At 43.1% G+C, this 22,905-nt stretch carries 22 protein-coding genes; 8 read left to right on the top strand and 14 right to left on the bottom strand.

Annotation, left to right across the window (positions count from 1 at the left end):
* Positions 1-52 precede the first annotated feature (52 nt).
* From ERJ70_RS16220 to ERJ70_RS16175, 10 genes are all read right to left on the bottom strand, one after another.
* Complete coding sequence (locus tag ERJ70_RS16220) at positions 53-574, bottom strand: NUDIX hydrolase (protein ID WP_209365821.1); 522 nt, start codon at positions 572-574, stop codon at positions 53-55.
* Positions 575-605: 31 nt separating this feature from the next.
* A complete protein-coding gene (locus tag ERJ70_RS16215; protein ID WP_209365820.1) occupies positions 606-1,148 on the bottom strand; it encodes a DUF1572 family protein in 543 nt (180 codons plus the stop codon).
* Positions 1,132-1,608, bottom strand: a complete 477-nt coding sequence (locus ERJ70_RS16210; RefSeq protein WP_209365819.1) for a hypothetical protein — start codon at positions 1,606-1,608, stop codon at positions 1,132-1,134. Before ERJ70_RS16210 ends, ERJ70_RS16215 begins: the two co-directional genes overlap by 17 nt.
* 41 nt (positions 1,609-1,649) lie before the next feature.
* The gene (locus ERJ70_RS16205; RefSeq protein WP_209365818.1) at positions 1,650-1,940 is read right to left on the bottom strand and encodes a hypothetical protein; all 291 of its coding nucleotides are present in this window, start codon (positions 1,938-1,940) and stop codon (positions 1,650-1,652) included.
* Between the two features lie 35 nt (positions 1,941-1,975).
* Positions 1,976-2,224: a hypothetical protein gene (locus ERJ70_RS16200; RefSeq protein ID WP_209365817.1), complete on the bottom strand. Its 249-nt coding sequence runs from the start codon at positions 2,222-2,224 to the stop codon at positions 1,976-1,978.
* A 20-nt stretch (positions 2,225-2,244) separates the two neighbouring features.
* Positions 2,245-2,859 carry a DedA family protein gene (locus tag ERJ70_RS16195; RefSeq protein ID WP_209365816.1) on the bottom strand — a complete coding sequence of 205 codons (615 nt, stop codon included), beginning with the start codon at positions 2,857-2,859 and terminating at the stop codon, positions 2,245-2,247.
* A 51-nt stretch (positions 2,860-2,910) separates the two neighbouring features.
* Entirely contained in the window at positions 2,911-3,120 is a 210-nt protein-coding gene (locus tag ERJ70_RS16190) for a hypothetical protein (RefSeq protein ID WP_209365815.1), read from the bottom strand.
* A gap of 156 nt (positions 3,121-3,276) precedes the next feature.
* The gene (locus ERJ70_RS16185) at positions 3,277-3,786 is read right to left on the bottom strand and encodes a DoxX family protein (RefSeq protein ID WP_209365814.1); all 510 of its coding nucleotides are present in this window, start codon (positions 3,784-3,786) and stop codon (positions 3,277-3,279) included.
* A gap of 224 nt (positions 3,787-4,010) precedes the next feature.
* Positions 4,011-4,430 carry a general stress protein gene (locus ERJ70_RS16180; protein ID WP_209365813.1) on the bottom strand — a complete coding sequence of 140 codons (420 nt, stop codon included), beginning with the start codon at positions 4,428-4,430 and terminating at the stop codon, positions 4,011-4,013.
* 15 nt (positions 4,431-4,445) lie between these two features.
* On the bottom strand, positions 4,446-4,859 hold the full coding sequence (locus ERJ70_RS16175; RefSeq protein WP_209365812.1) for a VOC family protein: 414 nt from the start codon (positions 4,857-4,859) through the stop codon (positions 4,446-4,448).
* A gap of 166 nt (positions 4,860-5,025) precedes the next feature.
* On the opposite strand from ERJ70_RS16175, the gene ERJ70_RS16170 reads away from it, so the two are divergent.
* Positions 5,026-5,943, top strand: a complete 918-nt coding sequence (locus ERJ70_RS16170) for an aldo/keto reductase (RefSeq protein WP_209365811.1) — start codon at positions 5,026-5,028, stop codon at positions 5,941-5,943.
* A 182-nt stretch (positions 5,944-6,125) separates the two neighbouring features.
* Here ERJ70_RS16170 and ERJ70_RS16165 read toward each other — a convergent pair whose 3' ends face one another.
* Entirely contained in the window at positions 6,126-7,166 is a 1,041-nt protein-coding gene (locus ERJ70_RS16165) for an NADH:flavin oxidoreductase/NADH oxidase (RefSeq protein ID WP_209365810.1), read from the bottom strand.
* Positions 7,167-8,134: 968 nt separating this feature from the next.
* On the opposite strand from ERJ70_RS16165, the gene ERJ70_RS16160 reads away from it, so the two are divergent.
* The gene (locus ERJ70_RS16160) at positions 8,135-8,305 is read left to right on the top strand and encodes a hypothetical protein (RefSeq protein ID WP_209365809.1); all 171 of its coding nucleotides are present in this window, start codon (positions 8,135-8,137) and stop codon (positions 8,303-8,305) included.
* Between the two features lie 116 nt (positions 8,306-8,421).
* Here the strand turns inward: ERJ70_RS16160 and ERJ70_RS16155 are convergent, their stop codons facing one another.
* Entirely contained in the window at positions 8,422-9,723 is a 1,302-nt protein-coding gene (locus ERJ70_RS16155; protein WP_209365808.1) for an NCS2 family permease, read from the bottom strand.
* Positions 9,724-10,387: 664 nt separating this feature from the next.
* Here ERJ70_RS16155 and ERJ70_RS16150 point away from each other — a divergent pair.
* On the top strand, positions 10,388-12,703 hold the full coding sequence (locus ERJ70_RS16150; protein ID WP_209365807.1) for a glycoside hydrolase family 65 protein: 2,316 nt from the start codon (positions 10,388-10,390) through the stop codon (positions 12,701-12,703).
* Between the two features lie 487 nt (positions 12,704-13,190).
* On the opposite strand, the gene ERJ70_RS16145 is transcribed toward ERJ70_RS16150, so the two are convergent.
* Complete coding sequence (locus tag ERJ70_RS16145; RefSeq protein ID WP_209365806.1) at positions 13,191-13,682, bottom strand: hypothetical protein; 492 nt, start codon at positions 13,680-13,682, stop codon at positions 13,191-13,193.
* A gap of 158 nt (positions 13,683-13,840) precedes the next feature.
* Between ERJ70_RS16145 and ERJ70_RS16140 the strand changes: the two genes are divergently transcribed.
* A complete protein-coding gene (locus tag ERJ70_RS16140) occupies positions 13,841-14,140 on the top strand; it encodes a hypothetical protein (protein WP_209365805.1) in 300 nt (99 codons plus the stop codon).
* A 287-nt stretch (positions 14,141-14,427) separates the two neighbouring features.
* On the opposite strand, the gene ERJ70_RS16135 is transcribed toward ERJ70_RS16140, so the two are convergent.
* Positions 14,428-15,027, bottom strand: a complete 600-nt coding sequence (locus ERJ70_RS16135) for a short chain dehydrogenase (protein WP_209365804.1) — start codon at positions 15,025-15,027, stop codon at positions 14,428-14,430.
* A gap of 201 nt (positions 15,028-15,228) precedes the next feature.
* On the opposite strand from ERJ70_RS16135, the gene ERJ70_RS16130 reads away from it, so the two are divergent.
* The 4 genes from ERJ70_RS16130 to ERJ70_RS16115 all read left to right on the top strand — a co-directional run bounded on the left by ERJ70_RS16130 (position 15,229) and on the right by ERJ70_RS16115 (position 22,740).
* Positions 15,229-16,128: a 3-hydroxyacyl-CoA dehydrogenase gene (locus ERJ70_RS16130; RefSeq protein ID WP_209365803.1), complete on the top strand. Its 900-nt coding sequence runs from the start codon at positions 15,229-15,231 to the stop codon at positions 16,126-16,128.
* Between the two features lie 285 nt (positions 16,129-16,413).
* Positions 16,414-21,537, top strand: coding sequence for a GH92 family glycosyl hydrolase (locus tag ERJ70_RS16125; RefSeq protein WP_209365802.1), 5,124 nt, complete (start codon positions 16,414-16,416; stop codon positions 21,535-21,537).
* 217 nt (positions 21,538-21,754) lie between these two features.
* Complete coding sequence (locus ERJ70_RS16120; protein WP_209365801.1) at positions 21,755-22,156, top strand: hypothetical protein; 402 nt, start codon at positions 21,755-21,757, stop codon at positions 22,154-22,156.
* A 50-nt stretch (positions 22,157-22,206) separates the two neighbouring features.
* Positions 22,207-22,740, top strand: coding sequence for a YcxB family protein (locus tag ERJ70_RS16115; protein WP_209365800.1), 534 nt, complete (start codon positions 22,207-22,209; stop codon positions 22,738-22,740).
* The last annotated feature ends 165 nt before the right edge of the window (positions 22,741-22,905 follow it).

The raw sequence follows: 22,905 nt of genomic DNA, 5'->3' as shown, positions 1-22,905 counted from the left end.
AAAAGTCATTAACACCGGTTAAATCAAGTTGAATGTTCCGGTTGGTTGCTTTTTATTTCCCCCAACCGCCTTTGTCTTTTTTCTGATTATTTCCCCGGAAATTGTCATACGTTTCTTTGATTATTTTATGCTCAATAGCAGCTGGAACATTTAGAAGTGAGTTTTTTAGAAACCATGGAACCAGATTTATATTTTTTAGTTCCTCCAGTGGAACCCATTGATAGATAAGTCTATTGCCTTCTTCCCCGTAAAAAGTATCGGCTTCGACTTTTATCGATGCTTGTGGTGAAGCATGATAATACAACCCGATTTCATGGAAATCCCGTTCGTTATATGCAAAAAAATTTTCCGTCACCCATAGTAAGTTATGTACTTCTATATCCCAGCCCAGTTCTTCTTTGATTTCCCGCTGCACTGTCGTTTGGGAATCCTCTAGGATTTCCACTCTGCCGCCTGGGAGCGCCCAATGATCTTCATGAACTTGCTTATGCAGCAAAACATGGTCATTTTTAATCATTACGGCTGCAGTGCGATAGTTAAATACTGCATGATCGACATGAAAGGTTGCATCCATTTCTAAGCCCCCTATCTAGTAAAATAATGGTTTAATTTTTCTTTTTATGCTGATCGAGCATTTGCTGCAAGTATTCCTGTGATTTTCCTCTTGGAATGCTGAGATTTTCCCAGTCAGAATCTTTTACCAGCTTACCGATATAAACCATTTGGCCAATATGGGAAGCGTAGTGCGCCAGCTGTCTTTCAATTGCATCGATAACTAAGAGACCCTCTCCACGGATAGGAACGGTTTTTAATAAATCGGATTCTGTTAAGCTATTTAATGCATCAAATAAAGTTTTCCAACCTCGCTCCCAAATCTCCAGGAGTTCAGCTTTCGATGAAATGGTATCCTCAAATTCGTCCTCCCGGTTTCTGTCAAGTTTTTCTCCGTCGGAATTTAAAAAGTCCGTCCATCTTGAGACCATATTCCCACTCAAATGCTTGACGATAATGGCGACGTTGTTGGATTCAGAGTTATAAGTCCAATGAATATCCTTCTCTGATAGTTGCTTCATCGTTTGTTCTCCAAGTCTTTTAACGCTTTTGAATCGTAGAATGATAATGTTCAAGTATTCATCTCCGAGATTCATTGTTTTCCTCCCTTTTCTTTTTCCTTTTAACAACTATTATCCACCAATATACAAGGTATAGGTAGCCAATCACCCATAAATAATCCAAAATTGTCCCGTCGTCTACAAGCCATAGGAGATATTCTCCTGAACCTGGCCCGCGACCGCTTTGAACGTAGTTATCCAAGACTTCAACCAAAATGCAGACGCCTATTGCAATGATGGCTCTTTTGGTATTTTTGGAGAGGATAAGACTTATTACTGCTGCAGGTAGTGTCAACCAGGGTAAATACATCGTCAAAACGATGCGAACCAGCAGTGCAAAAAGATAGGAGTAGCCAAAAACAGTCTCAGGGCCTATAAAAAGGATGGCTAGAACGAGGATTCCAGCTCCGAAAATCCCCAGCCAGATCAGACATCCCCATTTGAATTTTTGCTTCACCCGCCTGGTCTCTGTGCTTAATGGATCCTCGTTAGCCACTAACATTTTTACTTCCTTTCATTCTTGAAAAATAACAAGCTTTAAAAAAAACTGACGACCATGATTGCAAACGATATAAGGAACGTCAATATAACCAAACAAACGATGACAGGGGCGACAAATTTCAAATAGCCGGGTTCTTTTTTTCTAACTCCGACAAAGCTGAAAATCAGACTGAGAAGCCCGGTGATAATTGCGGTGAAAAACAATACTTGGATCAAGACGACCATCATGCCTTCGGGTTGCTTAGGGGCGATGGCATACGACGCAAAAATAGCTGCTGCACAAATAATGGCTAAAATGGCAGACCATTTACTGTAGGAGTTATTCATGTACAGAATCCTTTCGTGAAGTTTCTTCTTTCTTATTAAAAATCCCCGCTAGTAAAATAAAAAGGCCGATCAGAAAAAACAGCGGGAACAGGTAGAGCATAATCATGGCGGCCCAGCCACTTTTTACAAGTACTGCATACGTCAATCCCAATCCAAAAGCAACGAGGGGGCATAATTGTAAATCCCCAAATCTTGTATTTCTTCTTTTTCGACTTGCCTTCACTAAATTGATAAGCAATAGCAGCTGCCAATAGGGCGATAATGTAACTTGTGAAAATGGCCATTCGAACGTTACCTCCTTTGTTCACTTTCCATGACGTTTTCTTTTGCGAAAGAAGAGAATAGCCAGCAGGATAACCAGGACAACTAGTAATAGATAAACAACACGGGCGTAAGCCTCCATCGTTTGCACGATTTCTTGCCAGGAAGCCCCTAGGGAAGCCCCAACATACACTAGTACGACATTCCAAATCAACGTGCCTACGGTTGTGAGTAGCAAAAATACTACCGCATTCATGTTGGACATGCCAGCCGGTATGGAGATCAGGCTCCTTACGAGTGGAACAAAGCGGCAGAAGAAAACGGTCCAAGGTCCATACTTATCAAACCATTGATCGGCTTTATACAAATCGGATGTTTTGAGTCGGAGGACGTGTCCCCACCGATTGACTATCTTTTCTAAACGGGAAACGTCTAGTTGGAGACCGATTATATAAAGAACGATCGCTCCAATGACAGATCCTGCTGTGGCCGAGAGGACGACACCTATTTTCGTTAAATCGGAAGTGGTCGTCAAAAATCCGCCAAAAGACAGGATTACTTCAGAAGGAATAGGAGGAAAAATGTTTTCGCACGCAATTAAAAACATAATTCCCATATAACCAAATGTATCAACAATATCTATCAGCCAGCTCTCCATATGTTTCTCCTTATCTTTCAGAAAACAACAAGCAGGATCAACCCTGCTTTTTCATCGTATCTTTTTTGTAATTCTCTTTGCTTTATACGAGTAAACGAATGTAATGGTTGCCCCCAGTACAATTCCTATGCAAGCAAAATAAGAAAAACCGAATACAGGTCCTCGTCCGAATTCGCTGATTGAGCGGTCTGCCAGCAGTGACAACAGTATAATGACATAACCGAACCATTGCATCGCTTTATAATCATTCTCCTTCCGCACGATGGACTGTCTCCTTTTCTAAAATGTGAATTTTCGAGCTATTGATTCGATTTTAACATAAAATTACAAATAATTTTCTAGGAGGAAAAAAATCACCATAAAAAAAGACCAAATCACCTGGTGATTTGATCTGATAGGATGGATCGGTTCATTCGTTTAAACCGTTGCGGTTTCTTTTTTATGGTTTTTCTTGATCGGTGCGTGGGCCTGCAGGTAAGGCATTGCCCATCTGTCCAAGCCATATTTCCCAGCATTGGCGCCTGCTACGATGACGAAGATGGCGAGCAGAATCATTTGGCCGTTGGTGCTGACGGTTCCGCTGAACAAGAATGCGAAGTTCATGATCATGCCCATCAAGGTTGCAAAGTTGGTCAACAATCCAAGAATCAAAGCGATACCGACAAGTACTTCACCCCACATGACAAGGAAAGAGAAGAGCGTTGCATTTGGCAGTGCGACGTGTTCAAGGAATGTAGCCCACCAGCCTTGGACGGCTGGATGTTCACCTGTTGCAGAAGCAATGGCGCCTTGCAGGAATCCGCTGGCGTCAAAACCACCGCCTGTTAATTTTTCAATCCCTGCGTGAAGGAATTGGTAACCAAGGTAAATCCGGATGACAGCTAACAGACCAGCGACAACATTGTTTTTTCTCAATAATTCTAACATAATAGAACACTCCTTTTTAAATGAAGATAAGGGCTATAAAACTTTGTTCAACATTTCACATTTATTTTTACAAAATCTTGTTTATTTCTTATTACACTTATATCTTATCACGATTTGCAGAGAAGAAAAGAATATTGTGAATGATTTCACATTTTAGTCAAAAAGTTATGGCTGAATTGTGAATTGATTCACATTTGTTCTTGAGAAGGAGGGAGAAGTCGTCTTTACTCCCTCTCTGAACCTTCATTCCTATTACTCTTCTGAGTAATATCAAACAAAGTCGGTTGGGCAGACGGATAAGAAACACTATCTTCTAAATCGGGATCCTCCACATACAAAAGCAGCTGCCCCTCATTCAACCGATCAATATATTGTTCTTTTTCCTCCGGATTAATGTTGAATTTGTCCAGCACCTTTTCCTCGACACCTTTGTCCGAAAAAAGGGAAGTGAACTTTTCGCTAGTGGCTCCTTGTACGGTTTTGTATTGGATATTGGCCAGTTCCTTCAACATGTCTGCGTCTTCTTTATGTTGGGAAACCACCCAAATATGTCGTTCTGGTATTCCTTTGGCTTTGAGCTCTTTTATTCTTTCAAAAGCTGGATCTTCTGTAGGGAATGCCTCCAGTTTGTCATATTCCTCCATGCGATAGCCTCCTTTTTAATCGTACCACGCCCAGTGCGGAGACGCTTTGCTGATTTCCATAAACTCTATCGAATTGCCGTCCAGATCAGAAACCCAACACTGATAGTTGTCGTCTTTACCACGCTTTGGCTCGCTATCCAGTTTGATTCCCTTTTCTTTTAGCTGGTTGGCTGTTTTTTCGATATCCGTTACTTCCAGACATAAGTGGTGAAAGCCGATGCGGTTGCTGTCTGCTTCTGTTTTGTTTTTGCCTCCATAAAACAGTTCGATAAATCTTCCGGTGCCTACTTTGATGTATTCAATCCACGGATTTTCATTGTCATCCTGGATACTGAAGGCATGCTCGAACCCGAGTACTTGGCAATAGAAATCAAGCGAACGTTCCATGTCTTCCACAGTGAGGGCCAAATGGCCAATACCTTTAATCATGTCAGCCGCCTCCTGACGGGGATACTTGTTGATAAACGTTTTCCCTCTCCCTGATAAAAATAACCACTGTCTTAAAAAGTATGGATGAAAAGAGTTGGAGTATTCCTTGCGACTTCTTTTCTGCTACATGATAGAATAAAAGTATTATAAGAAAAGGGGTGGCGCTGTGAAGAAAATCAGATTGGGAACAAGTGACCTACATACAGGGGAAATTTCGCTTGGCTGCATGAGGATGGACAAGCTGTCCAGTCAAGATGCTGCCAACGTGATTGAAAATGCGGTGGAGCATGGGGTGGATTTGTTTGATCATGCCGATATATACGGCGGCGGGAAATCGGAAGAAGTCTTTGCCAATGCTTTAAAGGAGACTTCCATCAACCGTGAGGATATCGTACTTCAAACCAAGTGTGGGATCAGGGGTGGATTTTTTGATTTTTCGAAGCAACATATCCTTGATTCAGTCGATGGCAGTTTGCAACGGTTGAATACAGATTACATCGATATTCTGCTGCTCCATCGGCCGGATGCGTTGATGGAGCCGGAGGAAGTGAAAGAGGCTTTTGTCAAGCTGAAAGAAAGCGGAAAGGTCCGTCATTTCGGTGTCAGCAACCAGAACCCGATGCAGATCGAACTCCTGAAAAAATATTTACAGGATGATTTGATCATCAACCAGCTGCAACTGAGTCTGATGTTTACGCCGATGATCGATGCCGGCCTCAACGTTAATATGCAACACGACCCGGCGGTTGTACGGGACAGCAGTATTCTGGATTACAGTCGGTTAAATGAAATGACCATCCAGGCATGGTCGCCGTTCCAGTTTGGCATGTTCGAGGGAGTGTTTGTCGGGAATGACAAGTTTCCGGAGTTGAATGCAAAACTTCAAGAGCTGGCTGAGAAAAAAGGAGTGACGGACTCTGCTATCGCAATTGCCTGGATTTTGCGCCATCCAGCTAACATCCAGCCGGTTGTCGGAACGATGAATATGCAGCGTCTATCCGCGATTGCAAAAGCTTCGGATATTGAGTTGACAAGGGAAGAATGGTACGAGCTGTACAGGGCGGCAGGGAACCAATTGCCATAAAAGAGCGAATAAATCAAAATTCGTTACGATAGGACAGATTCGTTTTAAAATCCTGGTAAAGGCATGGTACACAAAGCTCCTATCTGCTTTCTTGTTTTTTTGACAATTCAAGCATAGTAGCGATAGGAGCTTGTGTGTAACAAATATTGTAGAGCCGAAATTTTAATTATTGTTGAATCTTCCTATTGCTTCCGTGCTTCTGGGAAGCTTACTACATATTGTTGCGGGAATGTGGTTTCTTTTTTCAGCTTGGTAGCTGCTTCAAGTGTCCAATATGGATTTCTTAACATACCTCTTCCAACAGCAACAAGATCTGCATCTTCATTCCCTACCACAGCATTGGCTAAAACAGGTTCATCTAACCGTCCGACGGCAATGACGGGAACGTCTAAAGTGTGTTTAATTTCTCTAGCTAATGGAACTTGATAAGCGGCGTGTGTTCCTGGTCTTCCATGAGCAGCAATCTGACCTTCGCCGCCCGCACTTACATGGAACATATCCACACCTGCAGCTTTGTATTCTTTTGCCAGTTCAATACTTTCTTTAATACCATACCCGCCGTCAACAAATTCCTTTCCTGAGATTCGGAAAATTAAAGGCATATCGTCTGGTATTTCGCTTTTTGCAGCTTGGATCACTTCTCTACCAAACTTAGCTAAGTCTTGCCCATACTCATCCGTTCTTTTGTTCGTATAAGCGGACTGAAATTCATGAATCAAATAGCCATGCGCACCATGAAGCTCAATGGCATCAACGCCTGCTTTAATCGCACGTGCAACACTACGACGGAATTTCTCAACCATCTCTTGAATTTCATCAACAGTAAGTTCTCTTGGTGTTTTAGAGTTTTCATCAAAAGGAATGGCTGATGGTGCTACAGGTTCAGCTGCATCTTCTGCTTTTCGTCCAGCATGAGCTATTTGAATACCTACTTTCGCACCATGGTGATGACAGGCATCCACAATGCGCTTTAAAGCCGGGATTTGCTCATCTGACCATAAGCCTAAATCATTATCCGTAATTCGTCCATCTGGCTCGACATCCGTCATTTCAATGATAATCATGCTCGCTCCACCAATAGCTCTACTTACGTAATGTATATAATGCCAGTCAGTCGCAATACCGTCTTTATTTGTAACAGAATATTGACACATCGGAGGCATAACCACCCGATTTTTGAGTTCTAGATTTTTCAATTTATATGGGGTAAATAAATGCTCCATGAAACTCTCTCCTTATTTTAAGGCGTCATTTGATTGCCTTATTTTTGCATGTACCTGCGTAGAATATACGATGCATCCTATCATCGTCAACTAAAAGACCCTGTGATATCAACTTTCGCATACCGAATAGAAATAGACAGGTAAGCCTTTGGTTATTAAGTAAACCTTCCAACCATTATGGTAGCTTACTTTTAATAAGTTTATTTAATCAGGTAACATTTTTTGGTCATATCTTCGACAAGTAACGATTGGAGAGTAATTAGCCCAATCAAGATCCGAAATTTGCTCCCAACACACATAAAACATTCCACCTAGAGTTCTTTGGTCGTTATACATCGTTTTTTCCAAAACAAGTCAATATACCTCATAAAGACAATGGTAGTGTGACTAATCGTTAAATCATAAGAACAAGCTTAAGAGGATTGGTGGGCAGGGAGATGGTTGCTTCTGAAAGGGATTAAAATTATGGTTAGGAGAAAGCATCCATATAAATCTTTAATATTCTAAGTCAACTCATTACTTGAAAGACTTAGTGTAACCAAAACAAACAAGCGATTACATACAAGGCCTGAGAGACTTCTTTTGCTTTTTAGATAGTGATTTTCAAAATTGGTACGTAATTCGCTTGAACCCCAATAGGAGGAGGCATTTCATGGACTCGTTTAACGTAATCATGCTTCTATGGCAAGCGTCTTTAGTGGTTTCTATTGTCACTTTCCTTTTTGGCATTTTAAAAAAATCCTCGGTGGCATTGTTTATCAGCTTCATTTCCTCTATCCCAATAGCTTATTATTTTTATGGAGCGGAAAACGGATGGAGGCTAATTAGTTTTATCCCTATCTTCTTATTACTGTTGGGCTTTGTTTTTCGAAAAAGAAAGTTCTCAAACGAAAAGTAGAAGCCGTGTCCTATGGAGTGTATCCGCCTTGTCTGCAAAAGGGTTTAAAGGTCTAGAAAGGGGATCTGGGATGAAGTTTTTTATCATAAGTGCGGTTTTGTTTTTGATAAGTTTGTGTGTGTCGCTCATCGGTTTATTTACGACTGAATATAGGTATATTGTTTTCGGCCTTGTTATCAACTATGTTGGAGTAGCTATGTTACTGGTCGGCGCTTTTAAAAAGTACTACCGAAATAAATAGGAGCACTTAACGATAGCCATTAGCCACCCCGGTCTAATAAAAATCCCCCTTCGGATGGGAGGTTTCACCTTTCCAACCGAAGGAGGATTGATTTCATCTTATCTATCCAGTCTCCATCAACTCATTACATGAAAGACAAAGTTAAACAAAAACAAGCCGGCGATGACATACAAGGCCAGGGAGACTTCCTTCGCTTTTCCGATGGCGATTTTCAAAATCGGATAAAGGATGAAGCCGACCGCGATTCCATCCGCAATACTGTATGTGAATGGAATCATGGCGATGATGAAAAAGGCCGGGAAGCTCTCGCTTAAGTCTTCCAAGTTCAAGTGACGGATATTTTCCAGCATCAATCCTCCGATAATCATCAAAATCGGGGCGATTGCGCTGTCGGGAATGAGCTTGATGACCGGAATGAAAAATGCCGACAGTAAAAACAGCGTCCCTGTTGTTACGGTGGTCAGACCGGTTCTCCCGCCAGCCGCCATCCCTGCAGCTGTTTCCACGGTTGCGACAGTGGGACTGGTGCCGAACAATCCGGACAGTGCTGCGGAAACAGCGTTTGCTTGAAACGCGCGGGCAAACTTTTCCGGTCGGTTAATAAAGTTCACATGTCCATGGGTGAGTCCGATATTTTCAAACACAAGCACCATGGTGATCAAAAACACGGCAATCCAGAAGGTTAACGATAAGATGTTTGCAAAGGACATTGCCCCGAAAACATCCATATATTCCCCGAATGAAAAAGATGTTTCTCCTGCTGCATGCACGTTGATGAGACCAAACATCCATGCAATTAATGTGCCGGCAACCACCGTAATTAAGAAGTTACCCGGAACATTTCGTATGAACAGGATGATGGCGATCAAAAAGGTCAAAATCGTGGCAAGTACCTGGGGATCACCCAGTTCGCCTAGCATGATAATCGAATTCGTTCCTTTTTCGACCAACCCGCCTTTTTCCAGTCCGATCAGCATCAAAAACAATCCGAGTCCGACTGTGATTGCCTCTTTTAACGACTGGGGAATCGCTTCACTTAACGTTTTCGCAAACCTGGTGAATGCAATGAACATGAACAACAAGCCGGAAATAAATACGACGGCCAATGCTTCCTGCCAGGTGACGCCCATCGATTGAACGATGGTATAGGAAAACAAGGCGTTGATTCCCATTCCAGGCACAAGCAAAATCGGCACGTTCGCATAAAAACCCATGATGAAACAGCCGGCGACAGAAGCGGCGATTGTTGCTAAAATGGCTGCTTCCAGCGGTATTCCCGCCTCCGATAAGATGAGGGAATTGACGGCAATGATATAGACAATCGCAAAAAAGCCGATCAATCCCGCCATCACTTCCCGTTTTACCGTCGTCTCATTCTGCTCAAGCTCAAAGAGTCGCTTAAACCAATTATGTTTCATGGCGGTCTATCCTATTAAATTAGCCCTCTCCCTACCCGCTCGTCCTGTTAGAAAACAGGGAGCCACAAGACAGCATTGTAACAAAATATTATCTTGTTGCCAATGGCTCAGCTTGCCAGGAACAGGGGAAACCTTGGATGTGGCCCGTTTATTTTCAGTCTATAGAAGAAGCAGATGAATGAAGCAGATGAATGAAGCAGATGAATGACTTCCAGACTTCCCCTCATATGCTATCTATGAATGCGTTATCATTGATTGGTAATAAAGGGATTTGGGCAGAAACTGTCAGATCGTAAAAATATGTCCATTAAATTTCGGGATTGGTATTGTCATCCACCGGAACAGTGGAGTATAATAACCCTTCCGTGTAAATTGTAACTCTGACTCTATGGCATTCTTTTTAACAAAGGCTTTTTTACTATATAAAATGAGTGATTAGATTGCACTGGTATTTCCTCCGCTTATCATCTGCTTTCTATGATTTTAAAATCTTGTGGCTGGAGGGTATTAAAGCAACAATCACTCTGGAAAAAGCCCTGGTAATTGTTATATACGAGGGGCCAATCTTGTAAAAACCCCATAAATTATTAATAGATAGCATTTATTGCTTAAACATAACTGTTGATCCGGCTATGGCAATCTGTAAGCAGGGGAGTTTGATACGATGACTTGGAAAATTTCCAGAAGTTCATTAGATGAAAACAATTTGTTGTTGAATGAGAGTCTGTTTGCCCTTGGAAATGGTTACGTGGGAGTAAGAGGGAACTTCGAGGAAGGCTATCGGGAAGACATTCGTTCCATTCGCGGCACTTATATAAATGCATTTCATGATGAAACGGAAATCAGCTATGGAGAGAAATTACATGCTTTTCCGGATTCTCAACAAAAGCTGGTCAATATCATCGATGCGCAGGACGTTAGAATCGAAATAGATGGCGAGCCGTTTTCTTTGTTTACCGGGAAGATACTCGGATATGAGCAGCATCTCCATTTTGATGAAGGTTTTTCCGAGCGGATCATTCATTGGGTTTCTCCAGAAGGAAAAGAAGTGAATTTTCATTTCCGGCGATTGATTTCTTTTGCCCTGAAAGAATTATTCTTGATGGATATAAAAGTAGAACCAGTCAGCGAAATCAAAGAGATTAAGATTGTTTCTTCGCTTAATGGCGACGTCTCCAATTATACAGATGAAGAGGACCCGCGGATTGCTTCAGGCCATGCAAAACGCACACTTATCAAAGAAGTTGGCCAGCAAGACACATACAGCATTGTCCGCAGCGAAACAATGGTGACGAAGCTGGAGGTTTCCTGTGTAACGGAGACGGTGGTAGAAGCAGCGGCTGGTTACCAATATATTAGCCAAATATATGAGAATAAGGTGGAAGAAACGTATAGTTGTAACGGAAGCGGTCCAATCCGATTCACCAAGTTCAACATTTACACTGACACGTTACGGCATAAGGAAAAACTAGTTGAGACAGGAATCGACCTCCTTTCGAAAATAAAAGGTGCCGTTTTTGAAGATTTCCTTGTCGAACAAACTGCATACCTGGATAACTTTTGGCGCAACTCCGACGTAACGATCGCAGGGGATGAAGAGCTGCAGGAAGGCATTCGTTTTAATCTATTTCAGCTGCTCCAGTCGGTAGGGAAGGACCCGGTCAGCAACATTGCGGCGAAAGGACTTTCCGGTGAAGGATATGAAGGGCACTACTTCTGGGATACGGAAATCTACATGTTCCCGGTCTTTTTGATGACCAATCCTGACTTGGCTAAAAACTTGCTCATCCAGCGCTATTCTACGTTGGACAGTGCCAGGCAGCGTGCCAAAGAAATGGGACACAGCCAGGGAGCTTTATTTCCGTGGCGGACAATCACCGGTACCGAATCTTCCGCCTTTTTCCCGGCTGGTACAGCACAGTATCATATAAGTGCTGATATTGCTTATAGCTATATTCAATACTTTCTGGCTACGACAGATGTCGACTTTCTGAAGGAGTATATGGCGGAGGTACTGTTCGAAACAGCACGGCTGTGGATGGAGACCGGCCATATGTATGAAGGACAGTTCCGTATCGACAATGTTACCGGGCCGGATGAATATACGTGTATCGTCAACAACAATTATTATACCAATGTCATGGCTAAGCACAATCTTACCTGGGCAGTGAAGGTATATAAGCTGTTGGAAGAGGTGGACAGTGTCCTGCTTGGTGAATTAAAGGATGCTTTGTCCCTCAATGAACAAGAAGTAAACGAGTGGTCATTGGCAGGCGAAAACATGTATTTGCCGTACGACGAAAAGTTGGGCATCAATGCGCAGGATGATACCTTTTTGCAGAAGCGGCGCTGGGATTTACCGGGCACGCCGAAGGAGAAATTTCCTTTACTGCTGAACTATCATCCATTGACCCTGTATCGTTATCAAGTATGCAAGCAGGCAGATACGGTGCTTGGCCATTTTCTGCTGGAGGATGAGCAAAGCCTGGAAACCATTCAAAAGTCGTACGATTATTATGAACAGGTAACCACCCACGACTCATCCTTGTCTTACTGTATATTCAGCATCATGGCATCCAAGCTTGGCTACCAGCAAAAGGCGTATGATTATTTCATGAAAACGGCGCGCCTTGATCTGGATAATACGCATGGCAATACAAAGGATGGATTGCATATGGCCAACATGGGCGGGACATGGATGGCGATTGTCTATGGTTTTGCCGGCCTGCGATTGAAAGAAACCGGGTTGTCCTTTTCACCGGTCATTCCAGAAAAGTGGGAGACTGCGTCTTTCAATTTGCAATTCCAAAACAGGCTGCTGTCGGTTACCATGGAAAAAGACGGGATTTCCTATTGGTTGAAATCCGGAGAAGCGCTGACCTTCCGGCATTTTGACCAGGATGTGGCATTACAAAGCGGCCAGTCGGTCAAAATCAGTACAGACAGTGGAGAACCGGACAGAAGTTTGGCAGTTGTGTAATAATATAGATTGAGGAAAAACAGGAATGCGATTTTCGTATTCCTGTTTTTTAATTTGGTTTTGGAAAATTATGTTATACTTGAGAGGGATCGTGCACTAGGAAGCAATGGAGATAGTGTTGTAAAAAAATTGCTCTCGGAAAGTTGGTTGGCGTCATGTACTGGAAATTAAGAATTCCTATATTTATCGGCAGTTTCGGAATCATGTCGGGTTTCATTCAAAAGTTTCCCGAATTATTTCCCATGAATACTTCCTATTTACTCGAAGCATCCTTTTTATAGGGATGATGGCGCTTATTTTTGCTGTCTTTGAACAAACGAAAGTGAATGAGAAAAGGGTTCCTTTTGCAGTTGGATTGAGTATTGTGTTTGTCGGCGTTATCTTCGATTATGTTATGGCATAGATTTCTCTCTTCAAGAGTCAAAAAGATAGGGCTTTTTTCGAAAAATGTCACTCCATCAATAAATTTTCGAATTGAAAGATGTGGTTAAAACTCAATAGATTCATTATAAAAGCAATTTGTCAGGAAAGTTGATTTGAAAGGCTTGTCTAAGTACTCGATTTTTTTACAGTAATCTTCCACAACTTTTTGGGAAGAATTGACGGACCTGGTGCTATCATACCGGTAATATATGATTTCCCCGTTAAATTGATATTCTTTAATGATCGGTGCAATTCCCCCTTTACTAAATGAAGAAAAGCGGATAAAATCGGTTTTTTTATTCTTCACATTTTCTTTAAATTCGAGAATTCTTTTTTTCTGCTTCTCGGTCATATTACCAGGTGTGATGTCTCCATTTCTTTTGGCCTCGCTTAATGTATAATTAACGGGCATTTTGTTCGTCTTTTTTTTGCCGAAGTTTTCTATCTGTTCCTTAAAGGTATCCTGGTCTTGTGCAGAAATAACCTCAACAGGCAAGGAAGATAAGAGGAAAGACAAACCCATCAAAAAAGAAAAACCACAGATGCTTCTTTTCATAAAAATATACCTCCATTGGTTGATTCAGAGGTACTTTCTGCATAAATGAAATTTTTATTCCGTTCGTCCATTCCTTGGAAAGGAACGAACGCTGTTTACTCCATTTCATGTTGTTCACAAAGATTGTTTGTCACGAAAATTACCAGGATGGTGGTTATATGAAAAATGTGTATCTTTTTGCTGTGCATGTTATCAACTTATTAATGTTAGGCGCTATCGGTTTTCTCGGGATCGCCATGTTCGTGGATATTAGTGCACCTGATGGAACGCCAACCTTTAACCCGATTGATATAGGTTTTCTGATTTTCTTATTACTTTCGTGGATTGTTAGTTACAGGTACCAGATCAAGCACAGAAAATGGATGGTAATATTGGTTTCCAACTTGCTTTACATTGTCATGGTCATTGTTTTGTTGGTTACATTGATGCCGTTGCTTTATAAAATTTTTTATTTTTAAACACGTCCCCGGGCCATTTGAATGGCGTGCTTTTCATCACCCGAGCAGCATCTCCTGTAGAAGGGGGGGTGATTGAATGACAACTTATGAAGCTTTAGTAAACAGAAAAAAGTAACCGCCCCTGATCTATGGTGAGCTAGTTACTTTTTTCTACCTGTTTGGTCAACCGCTTTGCGGCTTGTCGTTACATCCTGGGTGATTGTATTGAATTATATATATCTATTCAGTCAATTGTTCGCATAACGAGCGATGAATCGCGATTCATTCCTGGTTTTCCATGGTTGCTGTCAATAGACTTCATAGGTTTGTCCAGTTTGTTTTCCTTCGACGCTTTTTTTATAGGCAAGGCTCACCCGCGAAGAAGGAACCGCTTCGAATCCGGGGAAAAAGTCGCCGTATTTGTCTAGGGATTCTTGTAAAACATTTGGACTGACATTATTGATACGAATCCCTCTTGGCATTTCTATCGCTGCTGCTTTGACGAATGCTTTTACGCCTCCGTTTGCCATGGCTGCAGATACTCCTTTGGGAATAGGGTCATCCATCATGACACCTGTTGTCAGGGTAAAGCTGCCGCCGTCGTTCACATAATCGATTCCCAGAAGCACCAAATTCACTTGTCCTTTCAGTTTACTGCTGATTGCAACCTCATTTAACTCTGGTGTTAGTTCCGCAACGGGAGCAAAGCTTGCCCCTCCTGAGGCGTTGATGACTGCATCGACTTTTCCGATTTTTTCATACATGTCCTTGATACTATCTGTTGATTGAAGATCCACCTGAACATCAGCGCCATTACGACCAGCGCGGATTATTTCGTGATCTTTTTCCAGTTCTTTGGCGATTGCTGTTCCAATCGTTCCGCTTGCCCCTACGATGAGTACTTTCACTTCTATCACTTCTTTCCGTTAATTGAACTATTTCCATTGCATTATAACACAGGAGCAAAATTGCTCTTCCTAACGTGGCAGCAGCACTATTCTGGTCGGCGGCAGTTTGTTGATATGCATTTCCATTCATTCTTTTTTTGTAAAGGTTTATAATAAAAGGACAGGCATTTTGGCCTAATGACACAGAAAGAAGGAATTCTCATGAATTACCAAAACATCACAGTAGCGGGAAGCGGCGTATTGGGAAGTCAAATAGCCTACCAGACTGCATACCATGGATTTCATGTATTTGTATATGACATTAATGATGAAGCACTGGAGAAAGCGAAAGAGAGAATCAGCAAACTGAAAAGCAGTTATCTGGAGGATTTAGGAGCGACTGAAGCAGACTTGGATGCTGCCTACGATCGTATTTCGTTCAGTTCTGATTTAGCAAAAGCAGCAGCGGATGCGGATCTTGTCATTGAAGCGATTCCGGAAGTGGTCGATATTAAAACGAAATTTTATAATCAGTTGGGAGAAGTGGCACCGGAAAAAACGGTTTTTGCCACCAACTCTTCTACCCTGCTGCCAAGCCAGTTTGCGGATGCGACGGGCCGTCCGGAGAAGTTTCTGGCCCTACACTTTGCTAATGAAATTTGGAAGAACAATACGGCGGAAATCATGAAGCATCCTGGAACAGATAATCAGTACTTTGAAGAAGTAATTGAGTTTGCGAAAGCCATCGGAATGGTTGCTTTGCCTTTACATAAGGAGCAGCCGGGATATATTTTGAATTCGCTGCTAGTTCCGTTGTTGGATGCGGCGGAATTACTGTTGTCGAATGAAGTGGCAGATGTCGAAACCATCGACAAAACATGGATGATTGCAACCGGAGCTCCTAAAGGGCCGTTTGCCATTTTGGATGTTGTCGGAATTACGACTTCCTATAACATTGTCAAAGCGAAGGCGGATAAAACAGGTGATCCGCAGTTCAAAAAACTGGCAGAACTGTTGAAAACGGAGTATATCGATAAAGGAAAACTAGGAGCGGCTACCGGGGAAGGATTCTATACCTATCCTAATCCGAGCTATGAGCAGCCAGGATTTTTAGATAATTGATCCTAGCCAGAAGCGGGTATAAAACACCCGCTTCTGGTTATTTTTCTTCCATTTAAATCCCTCTAAGCAGTAGGCGATAAGTCCTTCCCTCCATACATTTATCCCCTTAACGTGTTACCTTTTAACCATTTTCTGAAAATTCGAATAACAAAAGTTGAGGAAGTTTTATCTTGTCTTTTATAATGAACTCGATATATGTAAGCGCTTCATTTTATAGGAGGTGAAAAAGGAAGGAATGACAATCTGTGTAAATCGGACAACATCCAACCAATGGGAGGGAAGTTTGTGAAAAGAAGAATTATATTTAGAAATGTTTCTGTTTTTCTTATCTTGTTATTAATTATGGATGCGGTTTCTGGTCTGGGAATCAACCGTACTTATGCAGAAGAAGGGGAAGATGTAGATTTTTCAACATCTTTTGAAGCGGAAGATCGATTACCGGACTGGGAAGATGCGGTAGAAACCATTGATGGGGAAGAAAAAACTTCAGGTGTCCACGGGGAAATTGTCCATGAAGGGATTCAGGGAGATATCACCCAGCGTGTTGAAAACGTCACGGTCAGCGCTGAGAACCCCCCTAATGAAGTCGCGAATATGCTTATCGATCGGACAAGCCAGTCGAAGTGGCTGGCATTTGAGCCGACCGCGTGGATAGAACTCGATTTTTCCGAACCGGAGCACGTGATCAAATATGCGTTCACATCGGCCAATGATGCACCTGGGAGAGACCCGAAAAATTGGACGCTATATGGTTCCAACGATAAACAGGATTGGACGGAGCTCGATAAACAGACTGATCAGGAATTCGACGAGCGTTATCAGCGAAAACTTTATGAGTTCAGCAATGATCAAGCTTATCAATATTATCGATTTGAAATCACCGAAAATGCCGGTGAAGGATTGACGCAATTAGCGGAAATCGCCCTTTCCAATGGGGAAGATGCTCCTCCTGTAGAAACGACAGGCGGCATGAAGACTATGGTAGGGGACGGACCGAACAGCAGTTACACAGGAAAAACAAATGTCGGATGGTCCGGGCAAAGCGCGTTGACTTATCAAGGGACTCACACAGCAGCAGACAGGGGTTATTCGTATAACAAAGTGTTTGATGTAGACATAGCGGTAACAGATGAAACAAAGCTTTCTTATTATGTGCATCCGCAGTTCGCGGACGAAGACCACCTGGATTACTCCAGTACCTATGTGTCCGTGGATCTCGCTTTTACTGATGGGACGTATTTAAGCGAACTCGGAGCACAAGACCAGCATGGGATAGAGTTGACTCCCCAGGCCCAGGGAGAATCCAAAACACTTTATGCCAATCAGTGGAACTTCAAGTCAGCTGAAATCGGCGAAGTGGCGGAAGGAAAAATGATCGACCGTATTCTTGTAGCTTACGACAATCCGGAGGGCCCTGGTGTGTTTAAAGGAAGTATCGATGATATTCATATTAAAGGTAATCCGGAGGAACCTGTTTATGACAGCCCGGTCGATTATGTAAATATTTTGCGAGGAACGAATTCCAATTCTACCTTTTCACGGGGCAACAATTTTCCTGCAGTCGCTGTACCGCACGGCTTTAACTTTTGGGCCCCTGTAACCGATGCTGGCTCGACTAGCTGGCTGTACACCTATCAGCAGGCCAACAACGAAGATAATCTGCCCGAGTTGGAGGCTTTTTCACTCAGTCATGAGACAAGTCCATGGATGGGTGACCGCCAGACGTTCCAAGTAATGCCGTCCGCGGCCGAAGAGCCAAGTGCAGATCGTGAAGAGCGGGCGCTTGCTTTCAAGCATGAAAATGAGATTGCCAAGCCGCATTATTACAGCGTCCAATTTGAAAATGGTATTCAGACCGAAATGACGCCGACAAACCGGGCATCCATGCTTCGTTTTACCTTTACCGGAGACAGCAGCAAGCTGATTTTTGACAACGTCAATAATAATGGAGGGCTGACACTGAATCCAGAGGAACAAACACTCAGCGGTTATACCGACGTGAAGAGTGGTCTTTCGACAGGTGCCACCCGCATGTTCGTATATGCAGAATTTGACCAGGATGTCATCGACAGCGGGAAGTTGACAGGCGAAGGCCGGGACAATGTAGCGGGGTACTACGCGTTCGATACATCCGCTGGCAAAACGGTCACCATGAAAGTCGCGACATCCTTACTGAGCGTAGATCAGGCCAAAAAGAACCTGGAACAGGACATTCAGCCGGATGATACCTTTGACAGCTTGCAAGAGTCTGCCAAGCAGGCATGGGAAGACAAGCTCGATATCATCGAAGTGGAAGGTGCCAGCAAAGATGAGTTGACCACGTTGTACTCCAACATGTACCGTCTGTTCCTGTATCCTAATGTCGGGTATGAAAATACTGGCACAACAGAAGAACCGAAATACCAATATGCCAGTTCTTTTTCCGATCCAGCAGGAGACAATACGGCAACAGAAACAGGGGCGAAAATCGTCAATGGCAAGGTATATGTCAACAATGGGTTTTGGGACACATACCGGACTTCTTGGCCGGCATACTCCTTGTTGACGCCAACCCAGGCTGGAGAAATGATCGACGGCTTCGTACAGCAGTATAAGGATGGCGGTTGGATTTCCAGGTGGTCGTCTCCAGGTTATGCGAACTTGATGGTCGGAACAAGCTCTGACGTAGCTTTTGCTGATGCCTATCTGAAAGGGGTAACCAATTTTGATGTCGATGCCTTCTATGAATCGGCGATTAAAAATGCTGCCGTCCGAAGCGATGACGACAGTGTCGGCCGTAAAGGGCTTGCTTCGTCGATTTTTGACCGCTATACCAATACGGCTACCGGCGAGGGCATGTCGTGGGCGATGGATGGGTACATCAATGACTATGCTATCGCTAATATTGCAGATAAACTGGCAGAAGAAACTGGCGAGAAAAAATATGAAACAGATGCCGCCTATTATAAAGAGCGGGCCGGCAACTATGAAGAAATGTTCAATCAAGACGCAGGTTTCTTCATGGGCCGCAACCCATCAGGAGAATGGCGGACCGATGCGGAATCGTTCAATCCGGCTGAATGGGGCGGCGACTACACAGAAACGAATGCTTGGAATATGGCTTTCCATGTGCCCCAGGACGGGCAGGGACTGGCAAATCTTTATGGAGGAAGAGCAGGACTTGCTGAGAAATTGGACGAATTTTTCACCACGCCAGAAACAGCGGAGCATCCGGGACACTACGGCGGACTGATCCATGAAATGCGGGAAGCCAGGGATGTACGCATGGGAATGTATGGGCACAGCAATCAACCGGCACATCACATTCCATATATGTACAACTATTCCGGCCAGCCGGATAAAACGCAGGAAAAAATACGTGAAATACTATCACGTCTGTACCTGGGAAGTGAAATTGGTCAGGGCTACCCAGGCGATGAGGATAATGGGGAAATGTCTGCCTGGTACTTATTCAGTGCTGCCGGTTTCTATCCATTGCAAATGGGGTCACCGGAATATGCGGTTGGTGCTCCGTATTTTGAAAAGATGACCATTCATCTGGAAAATGACAAAGACATCGTCATCAACGCTCCAGACGTCAGTGACAAAAACAAGTACGTGCAAAGCCTGAAAGTAAATGGAAAACCGTATGAACAACTCACCATCGATCATGAGACAATAGCCGATGGGGCTGTTCTCGATTTTGAAATGGGAGATTCTCCATCGGATTGGGGAACAGGAGAAGAGGCACTTCCAGATTCGATTACGGATTCAAAAACCGATGGTTCCGAGTTATCGGTTGATTCCCTTCACGATTTAACGGATGACGATGAAGGAACCACGTATCATTCGGACCAGGGAACGGCTGATAAGCTGTTCGACAATACTTCGACCACAGACCTGACACTTAAGAGCGAAGAACCTTGGGTGCAATACAATTTTGCCGACGGTGCAAAACATGCACTCATGTACACGGTTACCTCCAGTTCCGATCAGCCACAGGATCCGGAGAAGTGGACGCTGATTGGTTCGAATGACGGGAAAAATTGGACCGTGCTGGACCGAAGGGAAGATGAGCGGTTTCAATGGCGCAACTTTACTCGTCCGTTCTCGATTGAAAATCCAGGGAACTATCAATTTTACCGCCTTATCATCAAAGATAATGGGGGAGCCGATGAGACGGTGATTGGCGAGCTAGAGCTGCTCGGTTACCGGGATACAGGCGCAAAATTCGCTGATGCTGCCAAGGAAGTAAGCGACTTTGCCGCTGCTGGAGATATTGAGGAAAAGTTGGAAAAACAACTACAGAAAAAGCTCGACCAGTCCCGCAGCCAGTTTGATAAATACCACATGAAGCAGTCGCTCAAGAAACTGGATGATTTTATTAATAAGGTGAATAAAAAATCATCCGACATTTCAAAGGAAGCACAGCAGCAGCTGAAAGCGGACGCTAATGTATTGAAAGAAACGATCTCAAATTTTGTTGGCAGCGAACCCGCCTCTGGAAAGGGGAAATGGAAATATCGCGGAGAAGTTGAACAAACACCTATCTTCGAGTTTGACAACCTGAAAGCGAATTCCGTCGAACCGGAAGAAGATGCTACGGTATCAGTCGAAGTGAAAAATATCGGGTTGATGGAAGGAGAAAGACAAATCGACCTTTCCTTTGATGGCGAACTGTTGGAATCCAAAACGGTGAACCTGGCTCCAGATGAAACCGAAACGGTCAACTTCACGATTCCGAGTGTACCTGCAGGTATCCACAAAGTTGAGGTCAATGGCTTGTCTGCTGATCTCCATGTCCTTTATGCTGGCCAGGCTGTACTGGATCTAGGATTCGATGAGGACAATATAGACAGCATTGCGGACGGATCTCCCTATGGCCATGACGTATCTGTTAGTGGAAATGCCTCTTTTACAGAAGGGAAATTTGGCCAAGCTTTGCGCCTAGATGGCGGTTGGGCTGAAATCCCCCATTCTGTATTACTGAATGGAGGTGATCGGTTGTCGATCAGTTTCTGGGTAAAGCTTGATGATGCTGGCAACGACCAGAAAATTATTGGGAAAACTTCGATCGGCGACGGCTTTGTGGTCGGCGTCGAAGAAGGGATTTATCCAGAGTTGTGGACGGAGACAGGAAGACTGTCTATGAAGGAAGGCTCGGTTCCATCGCAGGAATGGACGCATCTTGTCTTAACTTGGGAACAAGGCGAGGAATTGGTCGCCTATATGAACGGAGAAAAAGTGGCAGAATCGACAGCAGGCTCCAGCCCCATCACTGATAATGAAAAGGAACTGATTATCGGCGGTGCACCATGGAATCCTAGCGCTTTACAAATGAAAGGCAGCATCGATGAAGTGAAAATGTTCAAGGAGGTATTGAGCGAGGAGGAAGTGGAACAACTGTACCAGAACAATACTATAAATTAACCTTCCTACCATTTGATGGAGTTTAAGTGTATTGTGTGAAAAGAGGCTGGCCCATAAGTATTAAAAAACTTATGGGCCAGCCTTTTAATAGATTGTCCATTTCAGTCCAGGAGAAGAGATGTTGTGGAAAATGGAAGAATGTTGCAGTAAGTAAAAAAATTCATCAAAATAATAACATATTATGGTAAAATTGTAATGGAACAGGAAGAGGGGTTATATGAAAAAAAGAGATTCTATCTCCATAATAGTAGTCATTCTTCTTGTACTTTCTCTATCAGCCTGTCAAAGCGATGAATCGGAAAAAGGGCAGAATCAGTCGGAAGCAAAGAAAAAGGAAGATCAAACAGAGGAAAGTCCGGAAGAGCGTACGAAAAGGATAGAAAGCGGAGAAGGGCACAAAAGCGGAGAGTACGGTATCACATTGAATACCGCTTATTCGGAAATGAATGCGTTTAGAGATTCTCAGACTGCTAAGCCTTATGTTGTACAAGCAGTTGTACGGGTGAGAAATGTGACGGAGGATCAGACATTGAACGCTGGAAAGGTCGGTTTTGAGTGGAATGATCCGGATTTTGAAAAAACGAGATGGAAAATAGAAGACTTGGAAACGTTCGAATAAGACACTTGGTAAAAGTATAAGAGGAGAAAACCTCCAGAAAGGAAAAGATTATGGTAGAGGTGAGATATCGGTTAACGCTTGAAGATGTGATGGCTTTACAAAAGAACACTCTAGCCAATACAAAGCTACATACTAGCAGAAAAAAATATGCAGGGATTATAACGTCTATCTGTATATTTGTCTTTATGTTGTTATCGTTAGGAAGAGCTCCCCTTACCAGTGAGCTCCTCTTGACAGTTGTCTTGACGCTCAGTTACTTTTTGGTTTTCTCCCCTGTTTATGACAAACTAACATTGTTAAGTATTAAGAGAATGTACAGGAAAACCAAACGGCATCCCATGTTGGGCGCTTACAGGGTGGTGATTTCGGACAATGGACTGGAACGAAGCACTGATAACTTTCATGATCATTACCAATGGAGCGATTTTGAAAAAATTACAGAAGATGATCATCACTTTTTTCTGTATCTGTCAGACGTTTTTGCAATTATTATCAAGAAGGAATCTGACAATTTAAGTTTGGATGAAGAAAAAAATTACCATCATTACATAAAAGAGCGAATGAGAATGGTGAATGGCGGTTGAATCATTTATCCAGTGTATGATTTGTGCAATCTTGAATCGTATCTATTCCTTGAATCTCGAGTGGACACCATTAGGTTGGGTTGAAAGAGGAAAGCAGAATCGCGTTGACGGCAAAATAGTACGTTTTAGAAAGATCAAAGTTAATTTAATAGAAGATTAGCGGTA

Origin of the sequence: Sediminibacillus dalangtanensis (assembly GCF_017792025.1) — a bacterium.
Lineage (GTDB): Bacteria > Bacillota > Bacilli > Bacillales > Amphibacillaceae > Sediminibacillus > Sediminibacillus dalangtanensis.
This window is presented reverse-complemented; position numbering and strand designations above follow the sequence as displayed.

Excerpts from the sequence above, each read along its gene's own strand:
- ERJ70_RS16165 (WP_209365810.1), bottom strand. The coding sequence starts at position 7,166 with ATGGAGCATTTATTTACCCCATATAAATTGAAAAATCTAGAACTCAAA.
- ERJ70_RS16150 (WP_209365807.1), top strand. The coding sequence starts at position 10,388 with ATGACTTGGAAAATTTCCAGAAGTTCATTAGATGAAAACAATTTGTTG.
- ERJ70_RS16145 (WP_209365806.1), bottom strand. The coding sequence starts at position 13,682 with ATGAAAAGAAGCATCTGTGGTTTTTCTTTTTTGATGGGTTTGTCTTTC.
- ERJ70_RS16115 (WP_209365800.1), top strand. The coding sequence starts at position 22,207 with ATGGTAGAGGTGAGATATCGGTTAACGCTTGAAGATGTGATGGCTTTA.
- ERJ70_RS16180 (WP_209365813.1), bottom strand. The coding sequence starts at position 4,430 with ATGGAGGAATATGACAAACTGGAGGCATTCCCTACAGAAGATCCAGCT.
- ERJ70_RS16120 (WP_209365801.1), top strand. The coding sequence starts at position 21,755 with ATGAAAAAAAGAGATTCTATCTCCATAATAGTAGTCATTCTTCTTGTA.
- ERJ70_RS16185 (WP_209365814.1), bottom strand. The coding sequence starts at position 3,786 with ATGTTAGAATTATTGAGAAAAAACAATGTTGTCGCTGGTCTGTTAGCT.
- ERJ70_RS16215 (WP_209365820.1), bottom strand. The coding sequence starts at position 1,148 with ATGAATCTCGGAGATGAATACTTGAACATTATCATTCTACGATTCAAA.
- ERJ70_RS16195 (WP_209365816.1), bottom strand. The coding sequence starts at position 2,859 with ATGGAGAGCTGGCTGATAGATATTGTTGATACATTTGGTTATATGGGA.
- ERJ70_RS16205 (WP_209365818.1), bottom strand. The coding sequence starts at position 1,940 with ATGAATAACTCCTACAGTAAATGGTCTGCCATTTTAGCCATTATTTGT.
- ERJ70_RS16160 (WP_209365809.1), top strand. The coding sequence starts at position 8,135 with ATGAAGTTTTTTATCATAAGTGCGGTTTTGTTTTTGATAAGTTTGTGT.
- ERJ70_RS16175 (WP_209365812.1), bottom strand. The coding sequence starts at position 4,859 with ATGATTAAAGGTATTGGCCATTTGGCCCTCACTGTGGAAGACATGGAA.
- ERJ70_RS16200 (WP_209365817.1), bottom strand. The coding sequence starts at position 2,224 with ATGGCCATTTTCACAAGTTACATTATCGCCCTATTGGCAGCTGCTATT.
- ERJ70_RS16140 (WP_209365805.1), top strand. The coding sequence starts at position 13,841 with ATGAAAAATGTGTATCTTTTTGCTGTGCATGTTATCAACTTATTAATG.
- ERJ70_RS16220 (WP_209365821.1), bottom strand. The coding sequence starts at position 574 with ATGGATGCAACCTTTCATGTCGATCATGCAGTATTTAACTATCGCACT.
- ERJ70_RS16155 (WP_209365808.1), bottom strand. The coding sequence starts at position 9,723 with ATGAAACATAATTGGTTTAAGCGACTCTTTGAGCTTGAGCAGAATGAG.
- ERJ70_RS16130 (WP_209365803.1), top strand. The coding sequence starts at position 15,229 with ATGAATTACCAAAACATCACAGTAGCGGGAAGCGGCGTATTGGGAAGT.